The 16,620-nt window shown below is 44.5% G+C and carries 17 protein-coding genes and 1 tRNA gene; 11 read left to right on the top strand and 7 right to left on the bottom strand.

The features are described from left to right. On the bottom strand, positions 1 to 635 hold a 635-nt coding region (locus ACRC32_RS28775), incomplete at its 3' end, for an aminotransferase class I/II-fold pyridoxal phosphate-dependent enzyme (protein WP_438557182.1). A 338-nt stretch (positions 636 to 973) separates the two neighbouring features. Here ACRC32_RS28775 and ACRC32_RS28770 point away from each other — a divergent pair. After that, a complete protein-coding gene (locus tag ACRC32_RS28770) occupies positions 974 to 1,231 on the top strand; it encodes a hypothetical protein (protein WP_438557181.1) in 258 nt (85 codons plus the stop codon). A 33-nt stretch (positions 1,232 to 1,264) separates the two neighbouring features. Here the strand turns inward: ACRC32_RS28770 and ACRC32_RS28765 are convergent, their stop codons facing one another. The 3 genes from ACRC32_RS28765 to ACRC32_RS28755 all read right to left on the bottom strand — a co-directional run bounded on the left by ACRC32_RS28765 (position 1,265) and on the right by ACRC32_RS28755 (position 4,096). Then, a complete protein-coding gene (locus ACRC32_RS28765; protein ID WP_438557183.1) occupies positions 1,265 to 2,200 on the bottom strand; it encodes a ParA family protein in 936 nt (311 codons plus the stop codon). A 118-nt stretch (positions 2,201 to 2,318) separates the two neighbouring features. Then, the gene (locus tag ACRC32_RS28760) at positions 2,319 to 2,990 is read right to left on the bottom strand and encodes a response regulator (protein ID WP_438557180.1); all 672 of its coding nucleotides are present in this window, start codon (positions 2,988 to 2,990) and stop codon (positions 2,319 to 2,321) included. Between the two features lie 2 nt (positions 2,991 to 2,992). Then, positions 2,993 to 4,096 (bottom strand): sensor histidine kinase, encoded by a 1,104-nt coding sequence (locus ACRC32_RS28755; protein ID WP_438557179.1) that lies wholly within the window; start codon positions 4,094 to 4,096, stop codon positions 2,993 to 2,995. A 410-nt stretch (positions 4,097 to 4,506) separates the two neighbouring features. Between ACRC32_RS28755 and ACRC32_RS28750 the strand changes: the two genes are divergently transcribed. From ACRC32_RS28750 to ACRC32_RS28705, 10 genes are all read left to right on the top strand, one after another. Continuing rightward, entirely contained in the window at positions 4,507 to 4,836 is a 330-nt protein-coding gene (locus ACRC32_RS28750) for a TrkA C-terminal domain-containing protein (protein ID WP_438557178.1), read from the top strand. A 123-nt stretch (positions 4,837 to 4,959) separates the two neighbouring features. Beyond that, complete coding sequence (locus ACRC32_RS28745; RefSeq protein ID WP_438557177.1) at positions 4,960 to 5,115, top strand: hypothetical protein; 156 nt, start codon at positions 4,960 to 4,962, stop codon at positions 5,113 to 5,115. Positions 5,116 to 5,150: 35 nt separating this feature from the next. Then, the gene (gene kdpA / locus ACRC32_RS28740; protein WP_438557176.1) at positions 5,151 to 6,833 is read left to right on the top strand and encodes a potassium-transporting ATPase subunit KdpA; all 1,683 of its coding nucleotides are present in this window, start codon (positions 5,151 to 5,153) and stop codon (positions 6,831 to 6,833) included. A 40-nt stretch (positions 6,834 to 6,873) separates the two neighbouring features. After that, positions 6,874 to 8,973, top strand: a complete 2,100-nt coding sequence (gene kdpB / locus ACRC32_RS28735; protein WP_438557175.1) for a potassium-transporting ATPase subunit KdpB — start codon at positions 6,874 to 6,876, stop codon at positions 8,971 to 8,973. A gap of 53 nt (positions 8,974 to 9,026) precedes the next feature. Next, positions 9,027 to 9,275 carry a potassium-transporting ATPase subunit F gene (locus ACRC32_RS28730; RefSeq protein ID WP_438557174.1) on the top strand — a complete coding sequence of 83 codons (249 nt, stop codon included), beginning with the start codon at positions 9,027 to 9,029 and terminating at the stop codon, positions 9,273 to 9,275. Between the two features lies 1 nt (position 9,276). After that, complete coding sequence (kdpC, locus tag ACRC32_RS28725; RefSeq protein WP_438557173.1) at positions 9,277 to 9,927, top strand: K(+)-transporting ATPase subunit C; 651 nt, start codon at positions 9,277 to 9,279, stop codon at positions 9,925 to 9,927. A gap of 103 nt (positions 9,928 to 10,030) precedes the next feature. Continuing rightward, complete coding sequence (locus ACRC32_RS28720) at positions 10,031 to 11,221, top strand: universal stress protein (RefSeq protein ID WP_438557172.1); 1,191 nt, start codon at positions 10,031 to 10,033, stop codon at positions 11,219 to 11,221. Between the two features lie 89 nt (positions 11,222 to 11,310). Next, positions 11,311 to 12,075, top strand: a complete 765-nt coding sequence (locus ACRC32_RS28715; protein WP_438557171.1) for a ferritin-like domain-containing protein — start codon at positions 11,311 to 11,313, stop codon at positions 12,073 to 12,075. A gap of 81 nt (positions 12,076 to 12,156) precedes the next feature. After that, positions 12,157 to 12,852 (top strand): Nif3-like dinuclear metal center hexameric protein, encoded by a 696-nt coding sequence (locus ACRC32_RS28710; protein ID WP_438557170.1) that lies wholly within the window; start codon positions 12,157 to 12,159, stop codon positions 12,850 to 12,852. Between the two features lie 430 nt (positions 12,853 to 13,282). Then, positions 13,283 to 14,992: a GspE/PulE family protein gene (locus ACRC32_RS28705; RefSeq protein ID WP_438557169.1), complete on the top strand. Its 1,710-nt coding sequence runs from the start codon at positions 13,283 to 13,285 to the stop codon at positions 14,990 to 14,992. Between the two features lie 44 nt (positions 14,993 to 15,036). On the opposite strand, the gene ACRC32_RS28700 is transcribed toward ACRC32_RS28705, so the two are convergent. The 3 genes from ACRC32_RS28700 to ACRC32_RS28690 all read right to left on the bottom strand — a co-directional run bounded on the left by ACRC32_RS28700 (position 15,037) and on the right by ACRC32_RS28690 (position 16,245). Further along, positions 15,037 to 15,270 carry a hypothetical protein gene (locus ACRC32_RS28700; protein WP_438557168.1) on the bottom strand — a complete coding sequence of 78 codons (234 nt, stop codon included), beginning with the start codon at positions 15,268 to 15,270 and terminating at the stop codon, positions 15,037 to 15,039. 37 nt (positions 15,271 to 15,307) lie between these two features. Next, a tRNA-Leu gene (locus tag ACRC32_RS28695) sits at positions 15,308 to 15,391 on the bottom strand. Continuing rightward, positions 15,370 to 16,245, bottom strand: coding sequence for a M48 family metallopeptidase (locus tag ACRC32_RS28690; protein ID WP_132866881.1), 876 nt, complete (start codon positions 16,243 to 16,245; stop codon positions 15,370 to 15,372). Before ACRC32_RS28690 ends, ACRC32_RS28695 begins: the two co-directional genes overlap by 22 nt. Positions 16,246 to 16,620 lie beyond the last annotated feature (375 nt).

Genomic DNA, 16,620 nt, shown 5'->3' with positions numbered 1-16,620 from the left:
GTTGCGTGAGCCTCATAATTTAATAACATACAGTTAAATTGCGCTGCTAAATCTACTAGCTGAGGAAAAGGACATAAATCCCCAACCATACTAAAGACGCTATCAGTCATAATTAAACAACGACGGTAGCGATCGCGTTGTGCTAACTGAGTTTTTAAAAATAAAATATCTCCATGCGAATACTCAATAATTGTTGCGCCGCTGAGGATTGCCCCATTTTTTAAACAAGAATGGTTGTATTGGTCAGATAAAATTAAATCTCGTTTGCCAACTAAAGCCGCAATCGTACCTAAATTTGCCAAATATCCCGAACTGAAAACTAAAGCATCTTCAGTTTGTTTTAGAATTGCGATCGCGCGTTCCAATTCTCGATGCAATTCTCGATGTCCACTGAGTAGGCGAGAACCCGTACTTCCCGTACCGTATGTTTGCGTAGCCGCTACAGCTGCTTGAATTAGCCTTTCATCGCCTGCTAACCCTAAGTAGTCGTTACTAGCAAAGTTAAGTAGCGATCGCCCTTCCATTTGGATAATAGCACCAGGGCGGCTGTCAATTGTCTGTACGGCACGATACCAATCGGCTTTGTGAATGGTTGCTAGAGATTGTTCTATCCAAGCATAAGGATCTTTTGACATGGAAGTATTGGGCGAATGCAATTCGCGTCTACACAAACTAAGTGTGCCTACGCAGACTAATAATCAATTCAACCCGCGCCGGCGGGTTTTGCCTGTGTAGCCGCGATTTCTAATCGCCTCAAGTATAGTATGAAAGCTTCAGTAACCTCACTGAGAATAAGCGATCGCATCTTCTCACCTGAGAATATACCAACAAATACCTAGTAACATCTAAGTAGGAATGCGGAGACAGCTGCACAAGTGCAGAATAAACCAGTGAATTTGCGGTTAAATAAAAATCAGCCTCATTCTAGGATGATCTCATATTCAATTTTCACTTAGAAAACAAAAGGTGCGTTGTGGCTTCAAACGGTAACATTAAACGTACATTAGATGAAGTTCTGCCTCTTGCAGAAAGTTTGCCACTCGAAGATAAAGCCGAGTTAGTACAGCGGTTGATTGGCGAACACTCAGGCTTAAATGTAGTTATTGATAACAGCTGTTTATCTGGTTCAATTATTGGTTTGGTTAACTTAATGAGTCGCGATGAGGTTGCAGAAACATTAATTGCGATCGCAAATAGAGTTATTCTTGAAGGGAAAATTTCTAGAGGATAGTCGTAGGGTGCGTTATTAACGCACCTGACTATTTTAAACAGTAGCAAAACTAGGATTCATCGGCTGAGTTTTTCGCTCTTGAGCTACGTTTAACTTCTGAACGAACTCCTGAGTTAGCTGACTAAAAGCTTTGGCTCCAGCAGAGTGAGGATTGCTCAAAACTACGGGCATAAAACTATCAACTGCTTTAGCAACGTTGACATCCATTGGAATTTGAGTATTAAAGATTTTATCAGGGGTAAAATCCTGATTGATTCGCTGTACGACTTGCCTTTGGTATCTACCTGTAAATAGATTACCAGCCATTGTAAACACAATACCGATGAGTTGAATTCCCATGATAGCCTCGGCTTCATGGCTTTTTTTCAATTCGGCAATGCGTCTTTCTAATAACTGAATTCCTACAATTGATAGCGGTTCTGGCTTAGCTGGTAAAATATAGAAATCGCTGGCAGCAAGGGCGCTACGAGTCATGAGATTATAGCCAGGAGCGCAATCAAAAATAATGCAATCGTAGTCAGACATAATTGGCTGCAAAATCTGTCTGAGCAAAGTTCTCTCAAACCGATTCCAGACAACTTCAAAGTCCAAGCGATCGACTTCAAAAGCTTTTTCATGTAGCATTTCTGCTACCATATATTCGTCGTATAACTCAATATCTCCTGGTAATAAGTCCAGGTTATTAATATTACAGACCGAACGATGAATTGCATCTTGGATGGTAATTCTGGCTTGCGGATTTGGCTGAATAATTTGATTGATAAAATTCTTGAGGGTGCGTTTTCTTTTTCTATAGTTAGCAAACTCTGTGGGAGCCATTAAGCTGAGAGTGGCGCTAATTTGGGTATCTAAGTCAAAAATCAATACTCGCTTACCATGCTCTTTTGCTAGCGCCGTGGCTAGATTGACGCTGAGAGTTGTTTTGCCGACACCCCCTTTCATGTTAGCAGTGGCGATCGTATAGGTCATACTTGACATCCTCGCTATACAGCTCTTGGTCGGTTTGAATCTCCGAATAGCTTAGCTGCACTTGCACAAATGGGAGAAAATTGTTTGAATATCTTTATGAAATTTAGCGATTTAAGCGCTACCCGCCAGCAATCCATTTGTTCTGAATTGCTAATACCGCCGCCTGGGTGCGATCGCGTACTCCTAATTTCTGGATAATGGTGTGGACGTGTACCCTAACCGTCCCTGGGGTAATGTATAGGGTAGAAGCAATTTCTTGATTTGACTTACCAGCCGCAATTAAAGCTAAAATTTCTTGTTCTCGTTGCGTTAGCGGTAAAGTCGATTCTGCTGGAGTTGCGATCGCCTCACTCGTATCCGAGTTACGATCGAATGTAGTGCGAATTTCTGTAGTTGCCGTGCGATCCCACCAAGAAGCACCAGCAGCCACCGAACGAATTGCTAAAATCAAAGTCTCCGCAGCAATCCCTTTCAAACAATAACCCGCTGCTCCTGCGGCAATCAACCGTGCAATTAAAGACTTTTGAGAATGAGAAGTTAAGACTAAAACTGGTAACTGGGGATTTTGCTGTTTAATTTGCCGACACGCCTCTACACCGCCAATTCCAGGTAATCCTACATCGAGTAATACCACATCGAGGGCGTGACGCTGTACCATTTCTACGGCTGTTTCGCCATCCTCCGCTTCAGCAACGATTTCTATACCCGATTCTTGTTGCAATTTGACTTCTAAACCAAGGCGAAAGAGTTCGTCATCTTCAACCAGGAGTAACCGTAAGGAAGGAGACATTCTTATGTATAAACTGACAAAGCTGGTAAGCGAAAACAGAAAAGCGCACCTTGAGGCAAACGATTCTCTGCCCAAATTGTACCGCCATGCGCGGAAATAATTTGCCGTGTTAAGTATAGTCCCAACCCAGAACCTTTCGCTTGGCGATCGCCATGTCCCTGATAAAATCTTTCAAATAGATGGGGTAATTGTTCGCTGGTAATTCCCAAACCGCTATCCAAAACTTTGACAAGGCAATATCCCGTCTGGGATTCAAATACCACTTCTACCTTACCACCGCGACGCGAATGATTAATTCCATTGGTGAGGAGATTGGTAAACACCCGTTCTAATTGCAGTGCATCACCATTTACCCGCATGGCGCGGCGAAAATCTGAGTCGCCATATCCCAAATTGATATAAACTTGACGCGAAGCAGCGAGATCTGTCAAGGAGGCGATCGCTGCTTGCGCCACGGCGACTAAATCCACAGGTGCTAGCTGTAATTGCAATCCTTCCGTATCGTTGCGATAGACATCTAGCAGCGTTTCCACCAGTTGCAAGGTGGATTGATGCGAACGGATCATCTTTTCTAAGATCTTGTAGTGGGTAGGCGTAACCGTACCGAAATTTCCTCGTTCCCAAGCCTTGAGAGTTTCAATCGCACCGAGTAGCGGAGTTTTCAAGTCGTGGGTAAGCGTCGAGGCAAAATCTTCCCTAACTCTCGCCAATTCTTGTTGAGATTGTAACTGAACTTGTTGAGAAGCGATCGCAATTTCGTACTGACGGTTGCGATCGCTTAAAATTCCTGTCACAATCAGAGCGATCGCGGCTATGATGCGGCTAGCTAATGTAGAAGGTTTGACAAGTTCATTCCCAGGAACCCACAAGTTTAGAATCGTTAACACTACAGCAACGAGGGTAGTATACAATGTTGCTTTCCGACCCAAACGGGATGCAGAAATTAAAATTGGTCCTGTATAAAGATAGCCAAACACGTAATCTACGGGAGTGACGAACTCTAGGATCAACACCACTACAAATAGGCTAACAACTTGCCACAGCGAACTCCATCTAAAGTTTTTGTCAGGTAAATTTTTCTGAGTTTTGCTGAAGCGATGCAACATTTAGAGTGCCATTTTCAAGCAGTTTGAGATTATAACTAAAGGGGAAAACTAAGATTTTTCTTTATGGAGTGTAGAATTCAAACGATCGCGCTTAGAATTTTGAGTTGAGATTTCATCTTTTCATCTAGTATGACAAAGGATAGTTGCTCTGCCAATGCGATCGCTGATATATCTTACTGTTTGTCTCTATGGTAGGAAGTGTTTAGCTAGCGTTTAGTCCTAAATATACCTTCTGATATAGAAAAAAAATAAATAATATATATAGATTGATGTATTCGATTGTTGCTATTCTTATTAGCGATGTGTAAACAATTGCAGAAGCAAATTTATACCTAAATTTAATTGTAAAGTTCGCGCAATATCGGCTAGTTTATTACAAGTAATGAATATTTGGCTGACTGGTCAAACATATGAGTTTTGGAGAGCTGAATCTAGTTGGTGTTACTGTTCAAGAGAATAGTAGTTACTGTGGTGTGGGTTTATCCTGTATACAACTACCTAAAAATTGTGTTGCTGTAGGTTTGGTCAGAAAAGAGCAGTTGATATTAGCAGGCGATAAACCTACTGTTCAATATGGGGATTATATTCTTGCTTTAGCCCTTAACCCTGCACTAGTTCCCGCACTCAAAATGACTTTGAGAAAGACTCATCCTATTTCTTGGTCTCCTTTAAGATGCAGCCTCAACTGGGAAGAAAATTACCTATTATTGACAAAAGACTTTGTTGATATCTATGTATAGTGGAGGATTTTATCGAATAGCTTTGTCTTTGCTAGCTTTTGTAGAAATCTTGCCTAGGCTAGATAGTTTTAAGGAACAAAATAAAGTATTAATTATTACGTCTGGAAAGTAGGAATTAACAAGATGAATGCCTATCCTGCTTCTAACTCCAAGCCAGAAAAAAACGGAGAAATTGAATCAGCGCGATCGCGGGTTTCACAAATTAGTCAAAAACAGCATCAGCTAAATTTATACAGACTATTGCTCAGAAATTTAGGCAAGCCTGCGATGCTTTTGTGAAGCTAGCAGGAAAAGTACTCAAGTAAAAAATATATATGTGGCAAGGATTTTTTCAGATTGCATTAACGCTCGTCATCTTGGTAGCCATTACCCCCTTTTTCGGGAGCTACATAGCCAATGTTTTCTTACACAAAAAAACATTACTCGATCCGGTAATGAACCCTTTAGAACGCGTTATCTACTCATTAGGTGGCGTTCGAGCTAAAGACGATATGACTGGCTGGCAATATGCCCAGGCGATATTTTACAGCAATATCGTCATGGGTATTTTAGTCTTTTTCCTAATTATGAATCAGGGATGGTTGCCTTTAAATCCGACAAATTTAGGTGCGCCTAGCTGGGACTTAACACTACACACGACAATTTCATTCATTACTAATACAAACCAACAGCATTATTCTGGCGAGACAACCTTGAGTTATGGTTCTCAGGTGTTGGCGCTGGCATATCATATGTTTACCTCGGCGGCGACAGGACTAGCAGTAGGAATTGCGTTTATTCGTGGTTTAACAGGTAGACCTTTGGGTAATTTTTACGTGGATTTGGTGCGAGCGATTACACGAATTTTACTCCCAATTTCGATTGTGGGTGCGATCGCATTACTAATTGCAGGTGTCCCAGAAACCCTAGCAGGACCCGCAACCGTCACAACTTTAGAGGGTGCAACCCAAGTTATCGCCAGAGGACCAGTCGCCCATTTTGAATTTATCAAACAATTAGGAGAAAATGGCGGCGGCTTTTTTGGCATTAACTCCGCACACCCGTTTGAAAATCCCAATGCCTTTACAAATCTGGTCGAAATTATTGCGATGGTCTGCATTCCCGCTGCCTTAATTATCACCTACAGCATCTTTGCAAATAATAAAAAGCAAGGATGGTTACTGTTCTGGATGGTATTCATCATTTTTATCACGCTAGTTGTCGTGACAGGAGTAGGCGAATACCAAGGCAACCCTCTCGTAAATAATTTAATTGGCGACCAACCTAATTTAGAAGGTAAAGAAGTCAGATTTGGTTGGGCAGAAACAGCACTGTGGGCAGTTACAACCACTGGAACGATGACAGGTGCAGTCAACGGAATGCACGATTCTCTGATGCCAACTGGTGGCTTTTCTACTCTATTTAATATGTTCGTCCAAATGGTCTGGGGCGGTCAAGGAACGGGGACGGCTTACTTATTCGTTTACCTAATATTGACCGTGTTTTTGACTGGTTTGATGGTAGGCAGAACCCCAGAGTTTTTGGGACGAAAAATTGAAAAAAGAGAGATCGTTCTCGCCAGCGTTATTTTACTCGTTCACCCGATCGCAATTTTAATTCCCAGTGCGATTACCCTTGCCTTTCCTGATACCTTAGCTGGTATCAGCAATCCTGGTTTTCACGGTCTTTCTCAAGTTGTCTACGAATATACCTCAGCCGCCGCTAACAATGGTTCTGGCTTAGAAGGACTGGGGGATGCAACCCTATGGTGGAACTTGAGTGCTTGTTTCAGCTTGTTAGCAGGACGCTATTTACCAATTACGGCTCTGCTACTTTTAGCTGACAGCATGACACGCAAACAGCCAGTACCGGAAACTGTTGGCACATTGAGAACGGACACATTGCTATTTACTGGTGTCACAGCAGGCGTAATTTTGATTCTAGGCGTGCTAACTTTCTTCCCCGTTCTTGCTTTAGGACCAATTGCTGAAGGCTTTCAATTAGCTACTGGCAATTAGCAATTAGCTATCTCCCCCTTGTCCCCCACTCCCCTCAAATATGGACGCGACTTCGACCCCAAAACCTCCACGTTCCACACCAACTGGACCTCGTGGCTCTCGCAAACACACGCCCAAAGTCAACACTCAAGGGCTTTACAAACGAGCAATTCGGGAATCATTTGTCAAGCTCAACCCGCGAGCGATCCTGAAAAACCCCGTCATGTTTATCGTCTACGTGGGAACTGTTGTCACTTTGCTGCTCACCTTCGATCCAAATTTGTTTGGACCCGTTCGGGGTGAAAACCTGCGGCTGTTTAATGGTTTGATAACGCTAATTTTATTTTTTACCGTAGTATTTGCTAATTTTGCCGAAGCTGTAGCGGAAGGACGAGGCAAAGCGCAAGCCGATGCTCTACGTTCCACAAAATCAGATACAGTTGCCAGAAAACTATCACCCGATGGCTCGATTCAAGAAATCTCTTCCACCCAATTGCATCGAGGCGATATGGTGAAAGTGGTAGCTGGCGATGTCATTCCCGCTGATGGTGAAGTTATTGCTGGAGTAGCTTCTGTAGATGAATCGGCAATTACGGGAGAATCCGCACCCGTACTCAAAGAACCAGGTTCGGACGTAGCTAGTTCCGTAACTGGGGGGACGCGAATTCTTTCTGACGAACTGACGATTAAAATTACAGCAGATCCAGGCAAAGGTTTCATCGATCGCATGATTGCCTTAGTAGAAGGGGCAGAACGTGCCAAAACCCCGAATGAAATTGCCTTGACGGTACTGCTAGCAGTTTTAACTTTAGTATTTTTATTTGTAGTCGCAACACTACCAGCGATCGCTAATTATGTCGGTAGCCCTGTCAGCGTGGCAATTTTAATTGCCTTGTTGGTGGCGTTAATTCCAACTACTATCGGCGGTTTACTCAGCGCGATCGGGATTGCAGGGATGGATCGGGTAGCTCAATTTAACGTCATAGCGACCTCTGGACGCGCCGTAGAAGCCTGTGGCGATGTCAACACCTTAGTTTTAGATAAAACAGGGACGATCACCCTAGGAAATCGCTTGGCTGAAGAGTTCGTCCCTGTCAACGGTCACTCGATGCAAGATATTGCCAAGGTAGCGCTAGCTGCAAGCATATTTGACGAAACACCGGAAGGGAAATCTATCGTTCGCTTAGCAGAAAGTTTGAGAGCGCAGGTAGATTTCGATCGCACTGCTGCTGAAGGAATTGAATTTTCTGCCAAAACCCGCATGAGTGGGACAAATTTACCGGATGGAAGGGAGGCGCGTAAGGGTGCAGTGGGAGCGATAAAAGGCTTCGTGCGATCGCGCAACGGACGCGAAACTCCCGAACTCGATACAGCCTACGAACGCATCTCTCAATTAGGTGGTACGCCTTTAGCGGTGGCACTCAATAGCGAGATTTACGGCGTAATTTACCTTAAAGATATCGTCAAACCAGGCATCCGCGATCGCTTCGACCAGTTGCGCCGCATGGGTGTACGCACGGTGATGTTAACTGGAGATAACCGCATTACTGCTTCTGTAATTGCTCAAGAAGCTGGGGTAGATGACTTTATTGCTGAAGCAACTCCAGAAGACAAAATCGATGTCATTCAGCAGGAACAAGCACAAGGCAAAATTGTAGCAATGACTGGAGATGGAACGAACGATGCTCCAGCCTTAGCTCAGGCTAATGTGGGAGTAGCGATGAACTCGGGTACTCAAGCGGCGAAAGAAGCAGCGAATATGGTGGATTTGGATTCAGATCCAACCAAATTGATCGATATTGTGGCTATTGGTAAGCAGTTGTTAATCACGCGAGGAGCGCTGACAACTTTTTCTATTGCGAATGATATTGCTAAATACTTTGCAATTATTCCCGTAATTTTTGCTTCGGCTAAGTTGCAAAGCTTGAATGTTATGGGCTTAAATAGTACGAATTCGGCAGTACTATCGGCGTTAATTTACAATGCTGTAATTATTCCTGCATTAATTCCATTAGCATTGACGGGGGTAAAGTTTAGACCCTTGACAGCAAATCAATTGTTGCAGCGTAATATTCTCCTCTATGGTGTTGGTGGGGTAGTCGCGCCGTTTATTGCGATTAAATTAATTGATGTTGTGGTGTCAGCGGTGGGATTGGCGTAATAGCTATTTTGAGCGCGGCTGAATGCAGATGAATATATCGAGGAACAAAATCAATGAAACGACAGCAAAAAACCAGACAATTCCCAATTCCCAATTCCCAATTCCCAATTCCCAAAAAAAGATTACCCATAGTAATTTTTTTAGCCCTATCCTTTAACATCATCCTTGCTCCGGTAGTTTATGCTGCTACTAGTGAAGGTTGGCAACGTACCCAAGCTTATGCCCTAGGAATACTAGGTTTAGTAACTTTGGGATTGGTAGTTTATTTATTTGATGTTGTATTTCGACCGGAGCGTTATTAATATGTCTATTGCGGGAGAAGCTTCTAGAGCGATTCGGATGACTCTAGTTCTCTGGGTATTGACGGCTATTATTTATCCTTTACTAATATTAGTAGTAGGACTTCTCTTTCCTTACCAAGCCAACGGTAGTATTGTCCCAAATCTTCAAGGACAACCAGCTGGTTCGGCTTTAATCGGTCAAGTTTTCAGCAGCGATCGCTATTTTCAAAGTCGTCCCAGTACGACAAACTATAGCAGTTTCACAGATGAAGAACGCGATCCAGAAAATGTAGGTCAAACTACTGGTGTGTCTGGTGCTAGCAACTACGCTCCCAGCAATCCAGCCTTACTCGAACGAATTCAAGGCAAAGACGATCCAGATCCGAAAAATCAAATTGAAGGAGCGATCCCACAATTAAATGCGGCGGGAATCGAGCCAACTGCCGATCTAGTTTACACTTCTGGCTCTAGCTTAGACCCCCACATTACATTAGAAGCAGCAGAAGTACAAATAGCACGGGTAGCAAAGGCGCGAAATTTTTCTCCTGACGAAATCGTACCTCTGGTGAACAAGCACACGCAGGGCAGGTTTTTGGGAATCTTTGGCGAACCTGGGGTAAATGTATTGAGGTTGAATCAAGAATTAGATGTCTTAGAAGCGGCGAAGAAATGAAGGGCGTTCAAGAGCAGTCTGTCTGCTACACAAAAATGCACAAATAGACTGCAAAATAGATAATAGACAATTAAGTTGAGTTTTGTGAAGTGGATGCACCCATATGATTCACAAGGGTGAGATACTAAGTAATAATCCTAGCGGGAATTATAGTAGTCGTCCGATGAAACGAGGCAAACACAAAATCTTCATCGGTATGGCTCCAGGGGTAGGAAAGACCTACCGAATGCTGGAAGAAGCTCACAGGTTAAAACGCGAAGGCATTGATGTCGTTGTGGGGTTACTAGAAACCCACGGACGCAAGGAAACAGCTCAAAAAGCGGAAGGGTTAGAAATTATACCCCGCCAGCATATTTTGCGGAGCGGTTTAACATTAACAGAAATGGACACGGAGGCGATTATTCAGCGATCGCCTCAATTAGTTTTGGTGGATGAGCTTGCCCATACGAACGTCCCTGGTTCCAAATATGAAAAACGCTATCGGGATGTAGAAGATATTTTGAGAGCGGGAATTGATGTCTACTCTACTGTCAACATTCAACACCTCGAAAGTCTTAACGATCTCGTAGCGCGGATAACAGGAATTGTAGTACGAGAGCGCGTCCCCGATCGTCAGTTGGAAGAAGCGGATGAGGTGGTAGTAGTCGATGTCACCCCAGAAACTTTGGAAGAAAGATTGTTAGAAGGTAAAATTTACGCCACGAATAAAATCGACCAATGTTTGCAAAACTTCTTTCAACGCCGCAACTTAATTGCTTTACGAGAATTGGCGCTGCGAGAAGTAGCGGATAATGTAGAGGATGATGCTTTAGAACTGGATGCTCGTGCTACCAGTAATAAAAATATGGACGGGCAATACTGTAATATCCACGAAAGGGTATTAGTCTGCATCTCCACCTATCCCAACTCAGTCCAACTGTTGCGCCGGGGTGCAAGGATCGCTGGCTATGCCAACGCGCCACTCTACGCCGTGTTTGTGGAAGATCCAGAACGCTTTCTTTCTAGAGATGAAAGCTTGCACGTTGAAACCTGCGAAAAGCTGTGTCAAGAATTCGGCGGTAGTTTCATGCGCGTCAAAAGCCATGACATTGCCCAAGCGATCGCCGATGTAGCTTGTAAATATCACATCACTCAAATTGTCATTGGTGAAAGTCAGCGATCGCGCTGGAAAATTTTGTTCAAAGGCTCTCTGACTCAGCAATTAGTCCGATTGCTCAAACACGTTGACTTGCATATCATTGCTACAGATAAAAAGCAGCCCTGCGCTCAGTCAGCTGAAGACGCACCGGTATGAAGTCGTAAGTCGTAACTAATTCACCACTCCTCACTCCCCACAACAAATGTACTAGGATAAAACAGAAAAATCTTCCAGATGCAGCAGGCATGAACTTTCTAACTTACGTTCTCCATGTGGTAGGTAGTGGTGCGATCGCTTACTATACTGCTCGGCAAATCCGCGATCCCCTCACACGTCCTAATACTCTCGCTGGCTTCCAATTAGCAGAATCGGGTTCGGTTCCCTTCTTGACAAAATTGAGTCAACGTGCTGTCACAGAAGGCGATGAGTGGTTGGCTGAGAAACTGGCGAAACACGCAGCTGATGAAACTAGGCACGGTCAAATTTTCGCCCATGCTTTGAAACAACTGAATAAACAAGTCATCGATTTCAAGCGGGAGCGCGAAAAAACGCCAGAGGCAAAACCGAAGGAACAGCAGCGCAGTCCCTTTTTTGATGCTTTTTTCCAAGGCTACTCCCCAGAGCAGCTCAAGCCGGAAAATATGGAGTGGAATGTATTTCTAGCTAGCACCTACATTTTAGAGTTGGATGCTAGCAAAGATTTTGTCCGCATGGCGAATGTGTTACCTGAAGACGAACCAACTAGCCGTAACCTGAAAAAGAGCCTTCTGAGTGTAGCTCAAGATGAAACTGGTCACGCCAACTACCTCTATGAAGCCATGCTGCGGCGAATGCCTGCAACCCAAGTGCAACAACTCGTAGATGAGTGGCGCACCCGCAAAGTCAATGCTCTGATCGCATTTACTGGCAATTTATTTCAAGGCAAAGATAAACCACGTTCTCTAGTCCAAGATGGCGTTCCCGCAGAAACGCCAGCCGACTCTCAAGCGCAAGAGTTAGCAGCTGTTTAAATTTGTCATTGGTCATTGGTCATTGGTCATTTGTCCTTTGTGAGTGGTTGTTGGTTGATAGTTAACTGACAACTGATTTCCATGCTTTACTTAAACGATTTAGCTCAATTCCTCGATCGCTATTTCGCGATCGAGCGCTATTCTGCTTCTGAAAGGGGTGGTGTTTACATACCATCAACGCGCCCAATTAGTAGAATAGGACTAGCTTTAGAGCCGTGGGAAAATTTATCCCAGTGGGTGGAGAAACAAAAATTGGATGCACTGTTTTTCCATCGTCCTTGGAAATTGCAAGCGGAATTATTGCCAGATATTGGAGTCTTATCCTATCACTTGGCTTTTGACGAGTGCATGACATTGGGGTTTAATTCCCGTCTAGCGGATGTATTATCTATGTCAGACTTGGAGGTACTGGGAGAAAAACAAGGGCGAGCGATTGGTGCGATCGGCAACATACCCCAGCAAAAGCTCACGGAATATTTACATTGCATTACCGAAATTTTTGGCGGACTGGAAGAAGTACATCTAAGTAGAACAGTAGAAGTTTCGCGTATAGCAGTTGTAGGAGGAATGAACGATGAACTAGTTAGGGAAGCTGCAACACGCGGCGCTAATTTGTATGTCACTGGACAAATGCGGCAGCCAGCCGTTGAAGCTTTGAAGGAAACGGAAATTAATGCGATCGCAGTAGGACATCGCCGTTGCGAACAATGGGGTTTAAAATCCCTTGCCGGACTGTTGCGCGATCGCTGGTCTGGATTATCAGTCATCAGTGAGTAGTGAGTGGCGAGCAGCAACCAACAACTAACAACCAACAACTAAATTACGCGATCGGATTTGGCGGTAATATTTTCTCATACGTATATGCTTAAAATTGATGTAAGAAATGTGACTTTAGTAAGTCAAAAAACGTTATAATCAAACTCATATTTGGACGAGATTTTTCTAGAATATAACTGTACATTCACGGAAGTAACGAGCAGTTGGTATAAAAAATAAAATGAAGTTACAGTAAAAGTCCGCTTGAAGATTGAATAAAAGTGAAGATAAGTTTATGAAGGAATTTTTATAAGTTTATTAAATTATGTTAGTAAATTAATTTCGAGAACATCCCCTAGCGTCGGCAAGTTGGGCAATTTATAGTTTTGCTTGAAGTGTTTGGCGTGCAATATCTGTCAATGCTGCTACACAAATCTTTTACAGAGGAATCATGCAAGCTTCCCCAAACATTACCTCCGCTTGGCAACGGCTCAAAAGGAACGAACTGAGCTGTAATGATGCGATCGCCCTTCTAGTAGATAATGAAGGAATTGTCAACCAAACACTACTAGATAAGGAAGTTAGTAGCAGATTTTTGCGCCACTTTCCCGATAAAACTTCCTTGCCTCCAGCTATTCCCTTGCTATTGTGGCGTGGATGTTACTATCTCGGTTCGCCCGTATCCCTCGACTCAGAAACACTAGCCCAACTACAACAGCGCACGGGTAGCCAAATCGAAATCATTCCTATTGCTGACAAAAGCTACCGTACTTGGTTTCACTCTCAAAGCCTCAATCCCAATCGGATTAGCTCTATGCCCATAGTTAACCCGATTACGGGACAACTTGAGCAAGAAGACATCAGCGAAACTACAGAAATTTATTTGAGCAAAGCTGGCGATCAAATCGAGCGGATCAAAACTATCATCTCTGGAGCATTACGCAACCGAGCTAGCGACATCCACTTAGAGCCAATGGTAGACGGCTTGAGAGTGCGTTATCGAATTGATGGCGTGCTACGTGACATTACCACCTTACCAATAACAATGAGCCGCCGCGTCGTGATGGCGTTGAAGGTGATGTGCAACATGGACATTGCCGAACACCGCCGCCCTCAAGATGGCAGGATTGAGGAAAAGTATGCTTCAGGCGATGAAGCAGAACTCAACATGGATATGCGCGTCAGTACCTTGCCCTGCGTCAATGGCGAAAAAGCAGTTATCCGCCTCTTGCCCCGAGAAAATCCCTTTACTCACTTGGGTAACCTGGGCTTTGTTCCAGAAACGATGAACGCCTACAAAGCTTGGTTAGAGCAACCCCAAGGCATGATTATTCTAACGGGTCCCACGGGGAGCGGTAAAACTAGTACGCTTTATACGAGTTTGCAGAATGTTGCTAAAGAACACGTTAACGTCGTCACGGTAGAAGATCCGGTGGAGTACGTACTGCCAGGAATTACTCAAACGCAAGTACACGAAGCCGCAGGGATGACATTTGCCGCTGGGATGCGGGCAATTTTGCGCCAAGATCCAGACATTATCATGGTGGGTGAAGTTCGCGATAGCGAAACGGCAGAAACCGCAGTCAGAGCGGCGCTGACCGGACACTTGGTATTTACTACTCTCCACACGAATGATGCACTCGGGGCAATTCCACGTCTGAAGGATTTAGGTATAGATCCTGGTTTGTTAAGCGATGCCTTGTTGGGAGTGGTGGCTCAGCGTTTGGTACGTCGCGTTTGTCCTCATTGCAGTGAGCGATTAACCCCTACAGAATCAGATTTGAAAGTGCTGGGATTGGGACGAGACCAAATCCGTACTGATACGTGGCGTAAAGGTCGAGGTTGCTCGATGTGCTTCAATTCTGGATTTTTGGGACGGGAAGCAGTGGTCGAGTTAATTGACGTAGACGATCGCATCCGCGATATTATCTACGAAGGTACGATGACCCAGTTACAGCGTTACTTGCGAGAGATTAACTATGCTTCTTTCCGCAAGGCAGCGGTAGAGAAGGTAATGGCTGGGTTGACCACCGTACAAGAAGTCTTGCGCGTCCTACCTCGTTGTGCTTTGTACAACAACCATTTTGCCAGTGATGGCGTGGCTGAATCGGAATATGAATTAAACGGGCGCAAGCTTCCTGAATTGGGGAGAATGCAATAGCGATCGCGGTATGCGTCTCAATAGGGGCGCACAGATGTGCGCCCCTACCAATTTATTCGTATATCGAAGCTATTTCCAAACAAAAGAGGGGAAGGATTTTTGTTTTCCTTCCCCTCTTTCTTGCGGTTATTTTGATTATTTTCGGCTCGATCGCCTTCTTTGAGTCTTTGACGCATCATCTGCGCCTGTTTCTTCAGTTGTCTGGCTCTTGCCGCACCGCCTCTCCCTTTGTCGTTTCTACCTTCGCGACGGGGCGACTCCCATCGTTTGAGTCGCATACTCTGCTCCTTTGCAGCTTTTCTGGTATTGTGCTGATGGGCAGGAGGAGAATCGAACTCCTATGGGTTTAAGCCCGCTTGATTTTGAGTCAAGTGCGTCTACCAGTTTCGCCACCCGCCCTTTTTTTCAGCTTTACCATTGTAATCTATTTTTGTATTTTCTAACAAGTTTTGATATTCGCGACTAGATGCCCAGCGATCGATTTCTCTAGCGCGTAAGACTGGCACGGGATGGGTGAGTTGAGAGGAGTGAGCCGATTTCAGCATTTCGCCAATTTCGGTATTGCTAATATTGTCGTAAGCGCGCGCTTGCTCGATAAAAGCATCGAGATTGAGCTGGGAAGCAAGAACGGGAGAACCGCCAGCGAGTTTCATCAATATAGACATTACGACTTTGGGGTCTTGAGTCGCTAGCAAGGCAGCGCGATCGCAGGTAAACTCAGCACAGCGTACCCATTCTAATAGTTGCGCCTGTAGGGTTTGGACGAGTAACTGACCCACATTCGGCAGTTGTCCGGCTGCGAGGACAATTAAATTCACTAGCGTCAAATAGACACCGTGGTCGCATTTGAGATGACCCAGTTCGTGAGCAATTACCGCCTGCACTTCCTCTGGTGTCAGCAGATCGATCAGCGAAGTGTGCATGACAATAAATGGCTGTTTGCCCCGCATGGCAAACGTGTAAGCATTGGGGACTGGATGCTGTCTAACATATAATTGCGGCGGTTCCAGATCCAAAACCTGACACGCTTCTATTAACAGTTGATGATATTGAGGTAATTGGCGATCGCTCACCAAAATACTTGAGGCGATATTTTCGATATAGAAAAATTGTTCTGCCAATTGTCCTAATAAATTTCGCACCAGCAAATCGACACCAGGAATTTGTTTCAGTGCTTTAGTAGCTTCTAAGTCCAAAGGATGACGAAAAGAATCTGCTTTAAGCCCAACTAACTGCGTCTTGAAGGAAGACATGAGTATTGCGAACCAGTTTGTAGTATATGGATGCGATCTTATCAGTCACCAGTTATCAGTGACCAGTTGTCAGTATCAGGGAGCAGGGAGTAGGGAGTAGGGAGCGCACGAGCAGGGAGTAGGGAGTAGGGAGCAGGGAGCGCACGAGCAGGGAGCGCACGAGCAGGGAGCACGCACCACTCTCTTACCGTCAGCCGTCAACAATCGGGTAAAGGAATTTTCATCGAACCGCAATCTTTGCGATTGCAGAGATACCATTTTGCGGGTGCGACTGCGCCTTCGGTGTCGAAGTAAACGAGTCCTTCAGGAATGTTGTAGTATACTTCCACGATCGCCTCGCAGCCGAGAAGGCGCTGGAGTAGAGACTTGAGGATG

The organism is Chroococcidiopsis sp., assembly GCF_051657925.1.
Classification (GTDB): Bacteria; Cyanobacteriota; Cyanobacteriia; order Cyanobacteriales; family Chroococcidiopsidaceae; genus Chroococcidiopsis.
The sequence above is the reverse complement of the archived record's forward strand: the minus strand, read 5'-3'. Positions and strand labels throughout refer to the sequence as shown.

Excerpts from the sequence above, each read along its gene's own strand:
- ACRC32_RS28765 (WP_438557183.1), bottom strand. The coding sequence starts at position 2,200 with ATGACCTATACGATCGCCACTGCTAACATGAAAGGGGGTGTCGGCAAA.
- ACRC32_RS28760 (WP_438557180.1), bottom strand. The coding sequence starts at position 2,990 with ATGTCTCCTTCCTTACGGTTACTCCTGGTTGAAGATGACGAACTCTTT.
- ACRC32_RS28755 (WP_438557179.1), bottom strand. The coding sequence starts at position 4,096 with ATGTTGCATCGCTTCAGCAAAACTCAGAAAAATTTACCTGACAAAAAC.
- ACRC32_RS28750 (WP_438557178.1), top strand. The coding sequence starts at position 4,507 with ATGAGTTTTGGAGAGCTGAATCTAGTTGGTGTTACTGTTCAAGAGAAT.
- ACRC32_RS28745 (WP_438557177.1), top strand. The coding sequence starts at position 4,960 with ATGAATGCCTATCCTGCTTCTAACTCCAAGCCAGAAAAAAACGGAGAA.
- kdpA (WP_438557176.1), top strand. The coding sequence starts at position 5,151 with ATGTGGCAAGGATTTTTTCAGATTGCATTAACGCTCGTCATCTTGGTA.
- kdpB (WP_438557175.1), top strand. The coding sequence starts at position 6,874 with ATGGACGCGACTTCGACCCCAAAACCTCCACGTTCCACACCAACTGGA.
- ACRC32_RS28730 (WP_438557174.1), top strand. The coding sequence starts at position 9,027 with ATGAAACGACAGCAAAAAACCAGACAATTCCCAATTCCCAATTCCCAA.
- kdpC (WP_438557173.1), top strand. The coding sequence starts at position 9,277 with ATGTCTATTGCGGGAGAAGCTTCTAGAGCGATTCGGATGACTCTAGTT.
- ACRC32_RS28720 (WP_438557172.1), top strand. The coding sequence starts at position 10,031 with ATGATTCACAAGGGTGAGATACTAAGTAATAATCCTAGCGGGAATTAT.
- ACRC32_RS28715 (WP_438557171.1), top strand. The coding sequence starts at position 11,311 with ATGAACTTTCTAACTTACGTTCTCCATGTGGTAGGTAGTGGTGCGATC.
- ACRC32_RS28710 (WP_438557170.1), top strand. The coding sequence starts at position 12,157 with ATGCTTTACTTAAACGATTTAGCTCAATTCCTCGATCGCTATTTCGCG.
- ACRC32_RS28705 (WP_438557169.1), top strand. The coding sequence starts at position 13,283 with ATGCAAGCTTCCCCAAACATTACCTCCGCTTGGCAACGGCTCAAAAGG.
- ACRC32_RS28700 (WP_438557168.1), bottom strand. The coding sequence starts at position 15,270 with ATGCGACTCAAACGATGGGAGTCGCCCCGTCGCGAAGGTAGAAACGAC.
- ACRC32_RS28690 (WP_132866881.1), bottom strand. The coding sequence starts at position 16,245 with ATGTCTTCCTTCAAGACGCAGTTAGTTGGGCTTAAAGCAGATTCTTTT.